9 protein-coding genes are annotated in these 12,281 nt (G+C 55.4%); 4 read left to right on the top strand and 5 right to left on the bottom strand.

Features of this window, described 5'->3' with window-relative positions; translation table 11 throughout:
- Positions 1–15: 15 nt before the first annotated feature.
- The 4 genes from Q9R34_RS10795 to Q9R34_RS10780 form a co-directional block, all read right to left on the bottom strand.
- Positions 16–2,115 (bottom strand): putative bifunctional diguanylate cyclase/phosphodiesterase, encoded by a 2,100-nt coding sequence (locus tag Q9R34_RS10795; RefSeq protein WP_485893865.1) that lies wholly within the window; start codon positions 2,113–2,115, stop codon positions 16–18.
- A 529-nt stretch (positions 2,116–2,644) separates the two neighbouring features.
- Positions 2,645–4,909 (bottom strand): catalase HPII, encoded by a 2,265-nt coding sequence (katE, locus tag Q9R34_RS10790; protein ID WP_485893573.1) that lies wholly within the window; start codon positions 4,907–4,909, stop codon positions 2,645–2,647.
- Between the two features lie 144 nt (positions 4,910–5,053).
- On the bottom strand, positions 5,054–6,256 hold the full coding sequence (locus Q9R34_RS10785; RefSeq protein WP_485893571.1) for a lactonase family protein: 1,203 nt from the start codon (positions 6,254–6,256) through the stop codon (positions 5,054–5,056).
- A 149-nt stretch (positions 6,257–6,405) separates the two neighbouring features.
- Complete coding sequence (locus tag Q9R34_RS10780; RefSeq protein ID WP_485893569.1) at positions 6,406–7,317, bottom strand: LysR family transcriptional regulator; 912 nt, start codon at positions 7,315–7,317, stop codon at positions 6,406–6,408.
- A gap of 134 nt (positions 7,318–7,451) precedes the next feature.
- Here Q9R34_RS10780 and Q9R34_RS10775 point away from each other — a divergent pair, with 134 nt between their 5' ends.
- Entirely contained in the window at positions 7,452–8,168 is a 717-nt protein-coding gene (locus tag Q9R34_RS10775; RefSeq protein ID WP_485893567.1) for an SDR family oxidoreductase, read from the top strand.
- Between the two features lie 80 nt (positions 8,169–8,248).
- Here the strand turns inward: Q9R34_RS10775 and Q9R34_RS10770 are convergent, their stop codons facing one another.
- On the bottom strand, positions 8,249–9,127 hold the full coding sequence (locus tag Q9R34_RS10770; protein WP_485893863.1) for a helix-turn-helix domain-containing protein: 879 nt from the start codon (positions 9,125–9,127) through the stop codon (positions 8,249–8,251).
- A 151-nt stretch (positions 9,128–9,278) separates the two neighbouring features.
- Between Q9R34_RS10770 and rclA the strand changes: the two genes are divergently transcribed.
- The 3 genes from rclA (at position 9,279) to Q9R34_RS10755 (ending at position 11,903) form a co-directional block, all read left to right on the top strand.
- Positions 9,279–10,610 carry a reactive chlorine resistance oxidoreductase RclA gene (rclA, locus tag Q9R34_RS10765; protein WP_485893565.1) on the top strand — a complete coding sequence of 444 codons (1,332 nt, stop codon included), beginning with the start codon at positions 9,279–9,281 and terminating at the stop codon, positions 10,608–10,610.
- 244 nt (positions 10,611–10,854) lie between these two features.
- Positions 10,855–11,391, top strand: a complete 537-nt coding sequence (locus Q9R34_RS10760) for a carboxymuconolactone decarboxylase family protein (RefSeq protein ID WP_434123562.1) — start codon at positions 10,855–10,857, stop codon at positions 11,389–11,391.
- 89 nt (positions 11,392–11,480) lie between these two features.
- Complete coding sequence (locus Q9R34_RS10755; RefSeq protein WP_434123561.1) at positions 11,481–11,903, top strand: cupin domain-containing protein; 423 nt, start codon at positions 11,481–11,483, stop codon at positions 11,901–11,903.
- Positions 11,904–12,281 lie beyond the last annotated feature (378 nt).

Genomic DNA, 12,281 nt, shown 5'->3' with positions numbered 1-12,281 from the left:
AAATCGGTAGGTTTATTACTCATGCGAACAGACCGCTGTATCGGGCAACAGCCTCTGAAAGGCTTCTGGGCTAAGAGGCTCGCCAAGCGCGTTGCCCTGAACAATGTCGCACTGCGACTGGGCGGCGAAATCGCGCTGCGCGCCATTTTCTACCCCTTCCGCCAGTACCGTCAGGCTCAGGCTTTTCCCTAATGCCGCCAGCGCGCGGAACATCATGCGGATGCGTCCGCTGTCGGCCAGTTGTGCCGTAAGCGACTTATCTATTTTGAGACCGGTAACAAATTCATGTTGCAGCAGGTTAATCGCGCCCAGCGTGCGTCCATAGTGGTCGATAATAAAACTGGCCCCGGTTTGCCTGATGGCACTGAAGCGAGACGGAACCTCCTGCACCAGCGTGGTCAGCATCGACTCGTCGACCTCAAGGTTGACGAAGCTGGCGTCATTGGCCGTCAGTTCGCCCAGCAGCCTGTCGAGACGGCTGTCATCCAGCTGGCGTGGAAAAAGATTGATGCTGACGCGCAGCGCAGGCAGGTAGCGTCGCCATTCGCTGACCTGGCGTAGCGCGCTACGTAAGATCCACTCGCCAAGCGTGAGGGAAAGCGAGCTTTTCATCAGGATGTTTAGAAACGCGCCGGGCAGCAACATTCCCCGCGCAGGATGCTGCCAGCGCAGTAGCGCCTCGCAGCCGGTTAATTCACCGCTGACGGCATCATACTGAGGCTGATAAAAGAGCACGAACTGCTGCTGACGCACAGCCATCTCAAGTTCACGTTCAAAACGGCGGCGCTGCTGGTCAGCTTCGAGAAAGCTCGGCAGAAAAAGCACGCTACAACCTTTGCCTGCCGCCTTGGCGCGATAAAGCGCAAGATCCGCCGCCGACATCACTGCCGAGGCGTCCCGACCATGTTCTGGGAAACAGGCGATGCCCAGGCTGGCTCCAACGGTGACGGAGGTGTCCTGACAGGTAAAGGGGGCCTGCACCGCCAGAATCAGCTGTTCCGCAACCCGCTGCGCTGCCTGACCGTTTTCCGGCAGCAGGATCACAAACTCATCGCCACCCAGTCGCGCCGCCATAACAGCGTGTGCGCAGACAAGGCGAATCTGATCGGCCACATGGCACAGCAAGGCGTCGCCCGCTGCGTGCCCAAGCGAATCATTGATCTCTTTAAATCCGTCCAGATCGGCCATCATGAGGGTGAAAGGCACGTCGGCGGCCGTCAGATGCTCAAGCTGATCCATAAACGCGCCGCGGCTCGCCAGGCGGGTCAGCATATCGAGCGAGGCAAGTTCGCACAGGCGCGCCTCGCTTTCGTGACGCTCCGTGACATCGCGAATGATCATCCCGACCAGCCTGTCCTGATCCTCATACCAGCCTGAAAAGGAGACTTCAGCCGGAAATTCCTGCCCGTTGCGCCGCTTTGCCCAGACCTGAATCCGTCGCGGCTGCGAAATGGCCGACCGATCGGCCATCATGCGCGCCAGCTCCTGACGATAGTGGGTCTGGGATCGCTCTGAAACCAGCCCGGCCACATAGTCGCCCGTCATCTCCTGCGCGCTATAGCCGAACAGGCTGGTTGCCGCCGGGTTCCAGAAAATGACGCCCTGTTTAATATCTGTGCAGATAATGGCATCGGATGAGGTCGCGGATATCGCTTCCAGCCGCTGCTGGCTGCTATGCCGCAGCAACTCCAGGCGATGCACTTCCATACGGTCCATCACCAGTGAAGCGATTGCCGCAAGGTGACCTCTGTCGGCTGCGCTTAGCGGCGGCCGCGGCTGGGTATCGACCAGACAAACCGTTCCAATGCGGTGCCCCTCCGGCGTCACCAGCGGAATACCGGCATAGAAACGGATATGGGGGTAGCCGAGCACCAGCGGATTTTGGCGAAACCGAGGGTCCAGATGGGTATCCGGCACGCAAAGGATGTCGTCCTGTTCCAGGGTGTAATGGCAAAAAGCGACGCTGCGCGACGTTTCGCAAATATTCAGTTCATAGCGCGCTTTAAAAAGCTGCTTTTCGCTGTCAATTATCGAAATAAACGATACCGGTACCCGAAACAGGCTAGCCGCCAGCAAGGTGAGCCGATCAAGCGCATCGGAGTACGGCCTCTTCATCAGCTGATACTGATCGAGGGCGTAAAGGCGTGCCGCTTCCGTATGGATAGTGGATTTCAAATCTATCCCCTCCTTAAAAATGCTGGGGTCGGCATGAAACAGCAAGCTGGAGACAGGTTCCGTCAGACGGATCGTTAACATCGCCAGAAGAAAGCACCTGAGAGGCCGCCTGAAACGTCAGGACGTAAAAGCAGGCGTGGTGCCGCATCCCTACGCGATTAAAAACAGCGATAACGTCAGCCATTAAGCGCGTTACCTTGCGTTTACAGTATCGACAGACGAGGCGATAACTTCAGCTGAGTTTGATGAAAACGGTAAGTAACTGTTTCTGCCGGCAGCCTGAATAAATCGCGCCTCTGGAGCCGACGCGGCGGGATAAAGTCGCTGCTCTGCACCGCACGCGTAAAAGTAGCGTTAAAAAAAAGAGCGCCATGATAAACATGTCGCCCTTTTTGCCTCTGCTATGCCTGCAGTCAACCCGGCCCGAAATCGAGAGGATCAACCGCGCAACGATCGCCAGCCGCTATCGTCATGCAGGAATAGTTTGCGCCTTCTGGCTGCGCGACCAGACGCGGTGCGCTTTCATCGCCTGTGTGAATTCAGACATCAGCGCGCTTTCCGCTTTATCGCCTTGCACAAGGCCCTCTTCACGATCCGCCTCTTCCAGGCCGAACTGCGTTTTGAAGCGGCGCGCCTCACCCACCAGACCAATCACCTTCAGGTGCTTATAGGCTTCCAGCAGGAAGTAGCGCGCATCCCCGCTCTTCAGCAGAGCGTCGATATTGCCATCCGGCACGATCGCCGCGTCAAAGGTCAGAGAAGGCAGACCGGCAAAGGTCGCGTCGACCGGCAGTACAGAACCGTCGTCTGCGCGCACCTGGCCCATATGCGGCGCCAGCAGTTTGGCATGTACGCCCGCGGCTTTAAGCGCCTGCAAGATATTCAGCACATCGTCCGCTTTCACGCCGTCGCTGAGCAGCAGGGCAACCTGACGCCCTTTGATCTCGCCGTCTGGAATCGCATAGAGGCTCAGGCTATCGTCTTTGGTGAGGCCGTTGACTGCCGCTGGCGGCTGAATATTCAGCTGTTCGTCGGTCAGGGCGATACCGAGGTTATCCGCGACGCCCTGCGCCAGGGCGATGTCAATGCGCGCCAGATGATCCACCACGCGTTCACGAATATAGGCGCGCGCGACTTTACTCAGCTCAAACGAATAGGCGCCGATAATGTGCTGCTGCTCGACCTCGGTCTGGCTGAGCCAGAACAGGCGCGGCTGGGCATAGTATTCGCCGAATGACGGGCTACGCTCACGCACCTTGTGGCCCTCAACCCGCTCCTGATAACTTTCAAACCCACCATTTTTAGCCGCTGGCGGCGTTTCGCGCGGCCAGTTGTCGTTGATCGAGTTCGGCTCGTAGTTGGCTGGATTGGTATCAATATCCTGACGATGCATGCCCTGACGCTGGAAGTTATGGTAAGGGCAGGTCGGGCGGTTGATCGGGATTTCATGGAAATTCGGTCCGCCCAGGCGGCTGATCTGCGTATCGGTATAGGAGAAGAGACGGCCCTGCAACAGCGGATCGTTAGTAAAATCCAGGCCCGGCACAATATGGCCAGGGTGGAACGCAACCTGTTCGGTTTCAGCAAAGAAATTATCGGGGTTACGGTTGAGCACCATCTTACCGACGATCTCGACTGGAACCAGCGCTTCTGGAATCAGTTTGGTCGCATCGAGAATATCGAAGTCAAATTTAAACTCATCCTCTTCCGGGATCAGCTGCAGTCCCAGTTCATATTCCGGATAGTCTCCCGCTTCAATGGCTTCCCATAAATCGCGGCGATGGAAGTCAGGATCGCGCCCGGTCAGCTTCTGCGACTCATCCCACAGCAGCGAGGCTTTGCCCGCTACCGGCTTCCAGTGGAAACGCACAAAGGTCGCTTTACCTTCAGCATTAATCAGGCGGAAGGTATGAATACCGAAACCTTCCATGGTGCGATAGCTGCGCGGAATACCGCGATCGGACATCGCCCAGATGACGTTATGCATGGTTTCCGGCTGCAGGGAAACGTAATCCCAAAAGGTGTCATGGGCGCTCTGGCCCTGAGGGATTTCGTTGTGCGGTTCCGGCTTAACGGCATGCACGAAGTCGGGGAATTTATGCGCATCCTGAATAAAGAAGACCGGCGTATTGTTCCCGACCAGGTCAAACACCCCCTCTTCGGTATAGAACTTGGCGGCGAAGCCGCGGATATCGCGTACGGTGTCGGCGGAACCGGCACCGCCCTGCACCGTGGAGAAGCGGACAAAAACGGGCGTGGTCTGGTTAGGGTCGCTCAGGAACTGCGCTTTGGTCAAATCGTTGAGTGAACGATAAGGCTGAAAATAGCCGTGTGCCGCTGAGCCGCGAGCGTGCACGATTCGCTCTGGAATTCGCTCATGATCGAAGTGCGTGATCTTTTCACGCATGATGAAATCTTCCAGCAGCGTAGGACCGCGGGAACCGGCGCGCAGCGAGTTTTGATCGTTGGCGATGCGCGTGCCCTGATTAGTGGTAAGGGCGCGGTCGATGCCGTTTTTACGGTGTGCTTCGAGCTGGTCAAGTTTGGCGTTATGCGTCTGCGGGGCTTTCAGGCTGCCGGGTGCGGTAGGCTGTTTGCCGGGCGGCGTGGGTTCGGACTGCGGCTGATGCGAACCATCACTGGGTGCCAGCGAACCCATACCGGCTTCTGAGGATTCCGGGCCAGTGTGGGGCGCACGGTGGCTAAGCGATTTCTTTTCTGTTTCTTCCGACATAAACCCTTACTCCAGCAGTTGTTTTATTATGACGACATTAAAGATAGAACAACCTGAGCAATACTGCGGGTTAAAACGCGCAGGTGATACCCTCAAAACAGCGAATTTGCAGCAAACGCCTGCTGCTGAGCGCATTGATGCTTCTTAATTAAAAAATGCAATATCCGTTGGCGTAGAGATTTTCGCCGCGTCACCCGCCGCTTTCATCTCGCCGGTATTCTCATCGAAATGGAACAGAGAAATAGTGTTAGTGAAGACGTTAGCCACGTAAAGATATTTACCGCTAGCGTCGAAGGCAAAGGCACGCGGTTCAATTCCGTTAGCCTTATAGCTTACCGGTTTACCTAACATGCCATCAGCTTCAATTTTGAACACCAGCAATTTATTATCTGATCCGCGGTTCGAAGCAATCACATATTTGCCGTTCGGACTTAAAATAATCCCCCCACCGCTGCGATATTCTGCGCTGCTATTCTCTCTATTCAGCCTGATATGGCCAACCGGTTCCAGCCGATCCTGATCCACACTGAACACGACAATCTCACCGGCCATCTCAGTGATGACATAGGCATGCTTGCCCTCTGGCGTAAATACCATGTGGCGGGGGCCTGAACCGGCAGTAAAATTCACGTCGCGCGCGCTATCCGCCTCCAGCGGCTCAGCTTTGTCAGCGTAATAGCGGTAGGCGTGCAGCTTGTCACCGCCGAGGTCGGCTGCGTAGAGATATTTGCCATCACGGGTAAACGCGGTGGCGTGCGCATGGCCGCTATCCTGACGCCCTGCAACGGCGCCGGTGCCGTGCTCGAACGGAAAATGTTGTACCTGCTCGCCCAGTTTGCCATCGTGATGGATTGGGAAGACCGATATGCCCGCCCCACCTTTCGCCACGGAGTAGTTAGAGACAAACAGGAACTTACCGTCCGGGCTGATGGTGGCATGGGTGGGCTGCTGGCCGTGACTGTTCACGCGATTAAGCACCCGCACCTGGTCGCTTTTATCCACACTCAGCGCGGTGACCGCCCCATCATTCTCTTCATTGGTGGTGTAGGCAAAACGCCCATCGCGCGATTTCACAATCCACGACGGACTTTTCATCTTGATCACCTCGAGTGGCGTCAGCGTACCGTCGCTGTTCACCTTCAGGCGATATAACCCCTCACTGGGATGGTCAGGTTTTTGCGCTGACGGCGCATCTGGAAGCGATGTCCAGGTGCCAACCAGCGCTGTTTGATGATCGATCGCGGCATTTGCCATTTTGCTTCCCGCCAGTGAAAAAACAGCCAGGGATAATGCCATGGTGATGTTTGTGGCTAAACGGTTCTGCACCGTTTTATTATTTCTTTTCATTTTAGTTACCCACCGTAATCGGAATGTTAATGACTATAGTGGGGTTCGTTTAGATATCGCCCGGCGAGGAGGTGACCGGGTTCACAATACAGAAGATTAAATGCTGGCAGGTGCCGACTGACGCTGGGGCTGAATGAGAGAGGTCTCGCTCACTCTTTTTTTAGCCAGTCGATAAAAAAAGCACTGAAGGCGGTCACCTGTAAAGGCTGAAGCTTGCGCTGCGGGTAGACAAACTGCAGCCCAACATCTTTGCGATCGAAGCGGCTGAACCCTATAAAGCTTTCTGCAAACAGCACATTAAGCCTGCCCTGTTCAACGTCTCTTTTTACATCCCACCAGGATTTACAGGCAATCCCTCCGCCCTCAAGCACCCACTGACGGAGAAGCGCGCCATCGTTACACACCATGGCAGGATCCACGCGGATCGTTCTGCTGACACCTTCTTCCTCAAATCGCCACTCATTTATAACAACACCGTGTCGCTCAAGAGCCAGGCACCTGTGATGGTGAAGCGCATCAGGCGTAGAGGGCATCCCACAGGTCTGGAGATAGGAATTTGAGGCAACCAGCACCCTGTGGTTAGGAGCGATATTCCTGACAATCAGGCTGCTATCCGGCAAATTACCGAAACGGATGCTCATGTCCAGCCGGTTAGCAATTAAATCCTCAACGCGTTCGCCCAGGTAAACCGACGTATTTACTTCAGGATGAAGGCGGGAAAAATCCAGTAACGCAGGGCTCAGATATTGTCTTCCAAAATCTGACGGCGCAGAGATGCGAATGTTTCCGCTGAGTACCCCCTCTTTCTGCATCAGCAGCGATTCTGCGTGTCGGGCCTCATTCAGTACCCGCAAAGCGGCGTGGTAAAAATCCTCTCCCGCCCTGGTCAGCGTAAGGGCGCGCGTGGAACGATGAAAAAGCCGGGTCTGGTAGCGCTCTTCAATTGCTTTCAGTCTTGCCGTCATTGAGGCCGGAGAAAGCGACAGCCGACGTCCGGCGGCCGACAGGCCACCGGTCTCGGCTACTTCAACGATCAGCGCCATATCCTCGAGCTTTCCCATATTTCATCTTTTCCGAAAAGTCATTGCACCTGAGGCGCCATTATCAAAGAAAGCCTGGGTAAGTAAAGTGCTTTAACCCCTTTTCACAACCGATATACAGCCATCCACTTTTTAAGAAGATGAGGAGTAAACCGATGAGTAAAACGTTAATTATTGGTGGTGCGTCAGGCATTGGTTTTGCTGTGGCCAGCGCGCTGGCGGAACAGGAAAACAGCATTATTCTGGCAGGACGAAGTCAAGAGAAGCTGGAAGCTGCGCGCCAGTCGCTTACTCTGAGGCCAGCAGATGTCAGGACATTAACGCTGGATGTCAGTAACGAAGCAGAAGTCGTTGCGCTGAGTCACTCGCTGGGTGATGTTGATCATATTGTGTTTACCGCAGGTTCCAGTGCACCCGGTGGCCTTCTGACGGACATGGATCTCAGCGCGGCGCGGCGCGCTTTTGATACCAAATTCTGGGGCAGCATCTACACGGCCAGGCATCTCAGCAGAAATATCCGGCAGCGTGGAACGCTGACGCTGACCAGCGGTTTTTTGGCTCGACGCACTCTGAGCGGCACGCTTGTTAAATCAACGATGAACGCTGCCATTGAATCGGCCGCAAAGGTGCTGGCAAAAGAACTCGCGCCGTTGCGCGTAAACGTCGTGAGTCCCGGCCTGACGGATACGGAGGCGTACGCCACGATGGACCCTGCCGCTCGTGAAAAAATGCTTCAGGCGGCGGCTGAGAATCTGCCGGTGAAAGCATATGGTCGCGCACAGGACATCGCTGAAGGTTATCTGTTTTTACTGAATAACCCGTTTGTCACTGGCACGGTCATTGATATTGAAGGCGGTGCGCTCATCAACTGACTCCCCGACAGGGGGTGACTCATCGCGCGAATGCCGAATCATAACTCTTCGGCATTCACGTGACAGCAAAGAGAAAACAGTTATGCCTGAAAAAGCATCCTGTCCTCCTTCGCCAGCCTTTCTGTTCGCCGGCGATACTCGCCCGGTGTGCAATTAAACTCCCGCAGAAAAGCTTTATGAAAGGATGACTCACTGGCATAGCCAACATCGAGGGCGATATTGATGACCGGCGCGGAATCGCGCGCCAACTGCTGGGCGGCCAGCTGTAGACGAATAGAGGTCAAAACGGCGAGCGGCGTGGTGGCGCTTAGCTGGCGGAACAGCTGCGCAAATGAGGCGCGCGACATAAATACGCGCTGTGCCATTTCTGCCACGGTCCACGGCAGCGCTGGCGCTTCGCAAAGTTGGGCGATCAGCGTCCCGATGCGCGGATGGAGTGCCAGTGTCAGCAGACTTTTATTCTGCAGCGTATCAGAAAGGGCGCTGCGAACGGCAAGCGTAAACATTGCGCTGATTTGATGACTGCGCAACGCCTCATCGCCCGGCGCATCGGTGGCATCATGCTGAGTGACTAAAGTCAGGGCGGCGGCCAGCCAGCGTGCTTCATGGCTCCCGGCTGCTGGCTTAAGCATCAATACTTCCGGCAGCGCCGTAAGAAAAGCCTGAGCCGATGCAGGTAACGTCAGTCCGCCGCATACCAGATGGGTTGGCGACCTCTGCTGCTGATAGAGGCGATGTGCGGCATTCTGCGGCAAAAAGACGACGCTCCCGGCAGAGATCTCAACTTTTGCTGAGCCCGGCATGTCCAGCATAACTGAACCGCCAGCGACAGTGTGCCAGCGCACCGAACACAGATGCCCTGCCCGATGCGGCAGCTGCCATTCGCCACTCAGTACACAGTTTTTGTCAATGCTGCTCCGGGGATTATGCAATAACAGCAGATGACTCAGTGGATCCATACTCGCCCTCTGTTTTTCATTTCTTATCCTGAAATCCGGTGATTCAGACGCAAAGACAATAAAGCCAGCGTTACGGCGTAAAAGCGCGTCGCCGTTAATCGTAAGCTGGTGACGTTGACAATTTTTACCGCTATTTATACCGGAGAGCATTATGAACCATTATCAGGCAGCAATTATCGGTTTTGGTAAAGCAGGTAAAACGCTGGCCGCCGCCCTGGGGCGTGCCGGCTGGCGCGTGGCGATCGTTGAGAAATCAAAGGAGATGTACGGCGGCACCTGTATCAACGTCGGCTGTATTCCCACTAAGGCGCTGGTGCACGATGCGCAAACCGCCGCCGACTTCGGTGAGGCGATGCAGCGCAAAGCCTCAGTCGTCGCGTTTTTGCGTGAAAAAAATTATCTCAACCTGGCGAATATCGCGCAGGTCGAGGTGATCGATGGCCAGGCGGCGTTCATTGATCCTCACACGCTAAACATCACGACGGAGCAAGGAAGCAGCGAGATCACTGCCGATCGCATTTTCATTAATACTGGCGCCGAAGCTGTGTTCCCGCAGATTGAAGGCCTGGTGCCCGGGCCACGCATTGTAGACAGCACGGGCATCCTGAATGTATCCAGCCTGCCCAAACGTCTGGCCATCCTTGGTGGAGGCTATATTGGCGTAGAGTTCGCTTCAATGTTTGCCAGCTTTGGCAGTGAGGTCACCTTACTTGAGACGTCATCGCAGTTTCTGGCACGTGAGGATGCAGATATCAGCGCGGCCATCAAAACCGTTCTGCAGGACCAGGGGGTAAAAATTGAGCTGAACACCCGGGTGCAGTCGGTTTCCAGCGATGAGAACAGCGTTACGATTCACACGGATCAGGGCGAACGTCAGGCTGACGTCTTACTGGTGGCAACCGGGCGGCGCCCGGCGACGCGGGAACTGAAGCTGGAGAACGCCGATGTAGCAACAGATGCGCGTGGTGCCATTGTGGTTGATAAGTATCTGAAAACATCTGTGGATCATATATGGGCGCTGGGTGATGTCACCGGCGGCCCGCAGTTTACCTATATTTCGCTGGATGATTTTCGCATTGCGCACGATCAGTTGCTGGGTAAAGGAACGCGCACCACAGACGATCGCATAAATATACCTTATTCGGTCTTTATGACGCCCACGCTGTCACGCATCGGGCTTACAGAAGCGCAGGCGCGTGAGCAGGGCCGGAATTTTCAGGTGGTGTCATTGCCCGTGGCGGCGATTCCACGTGCTCGGGTTATTGACGATACGCGAGTCATCCTCAAGGCGCTGGTAGACAATGACAGCAAGAGAATTCTTGGCGTGGCGTTGCTGGCAGCAGACTCTCATGAGGTGATCAATATCGTGAAAACCGTCATGGATGCAGGCCTGCCGTATACCCTGCTCAGGGATCAAATTTTTACCCATCCCACCATGAGCGAATCGCTGAATGACCTGTTTGGGCTGGTAAAAGAGGCGTGATGAAGGATGCCTGCCAGCCTCTCTTGTCCTTTCTGGGTATGAACCAGACCGGTGGCAGTCAGAGGCTGATTCGGAGTGCTGCAAGGGTCAGCATTTTATCTTTTCGAGATAAAGTGCTGACTCTTACAGCCGGTTTTTCCTCTCTTTTAGCCGCAGTACTCTTCTCCTTAACGCAGCGCGACCGCGTCTTCTCCGCAAGAAAGCGCCGTCGCCTCTGCCTGTATACCTCAATCAAGGAGCTTATATGAGCCGTTTGCATACCATTACTGAAAGCGACGCCACCGGCAAAACCGCCCAGCTTTTTGGCGCCATCAAAGGCAGCATGGGTAAAGTCCCCAATGCCTATCTGACCATCGGCAGCAATTCACCTGAGGTTCTGGGTCAGATGCTTCAGCTGAACGCAGCTCTGCACAAAGGCAGCCTGAGCGCCCGTGAGCTGGAAGCGATTAATCTTGCTGTCAGTGAAGAGTCGGGCTGTGACTACTGCCTGGCCGCGCATACGCTGATGGCTAAAAAGGCGGGTTATACCGACGAGCAAACGCGGGAGCTGCGTGAAGCCCGCTTCAGCGGCGATGCGCGCATCGATGCGCTGGTGCAGTTTGTTCAGTATCTCGTTTCCTCTCGTGGAACGGTATCAGCCGAGCGCGTTCAGGCTTTCCGCGAGGCCGGATTCAGCGACCAGCAGGTTGTGGAAACCCTTGGTGCCGTCAGCGCCATTCTGTTTACCAATATGGTGAACCGGGTGAACGACACCGTTGTTGATTTTCCAAAAGTGAGCTGATGCTCAGGACGCCCGTGGCGCAGAGGCGGTACCCCCCCACCGCTTTTGCTCCTCGCCCTCACCTTTTACCTTGTTAGGGAGAAAGTGAAATGACGGATATCACTTCACAGAAGTCAGCGCGTTTTAGACCGGCCGAAATCGCAACGAATCTGCCGGCGTCGGCCCCCACAATGCTGGCCGATATCTATCTAACCGATCGCCCAGCTGCCAGCAGCCGCGTATTCCGGGCTTATCGGGGCGTGCCCCCTCATTTTCACCGCGAATGCGATGAATACCTGTACGTGCTCTCAGGCCGCGGAACGTTCTGGATGGAGGATGCGTCGACTGAAGCTGAGTTCGGGCCAGGCGACATGCTTTTTTTCGAGCGCAACGTCGTTCATGCGCTTCCCGTTCTGCTGGAAGAACCCGTGATATTCCTGACGCTGGACACTCCGCGCCGCTCACCCGATGACGTCGTGTTTATTGACCCCAACGTCGGCTCTGCCGGTACGTTTATGGAGAGAAACCGCTGAGCGTTCCCTCAGAGGTTACAGATTGGCTGCAACAGGCCCCGCACGTTATGCGCCGGGGCTTCCACACTTCCCCGCCACCCTCACACAGGCAACTGACCGTGTCCCTGAGGCCCGGTCAGATATGATCTGCTCTGAACGCCGCCCGGTGAATATCGACAGCGTTATATTGCCTTGAATGCCAGGCTCGGCCGGTACAACGCAGCAAAAGCCTGGGCTTCAAGCACAGGTACGCCTTGCAAACAAGCATGATCTTTACAACTCAATGATGATAAAGTCGCATTAAGCATACACTCTTAACACTTTGAATATAGATCATGATTAATAAGCAAACATCATACAGGGGCTTACAGGCGCTCAGAGGAATTGCTGCGCTAAGCG

It is taken from the genome of Enterobacter sp. BRE11 (genome assembly GCF_031844285.1).
In the GTDB taxonomy this organism is placed as follows: Bacteria; Pseudomonadota; Gammaproteobacteria; order Enterobacterales; family Enterobacteriaceae; genus Pantoea.
The sequence above is the reverse complement of the archived record's forward strand: the minus strand, read 5'-3'. Positions and strand labels throughout refer to the sequence as shown.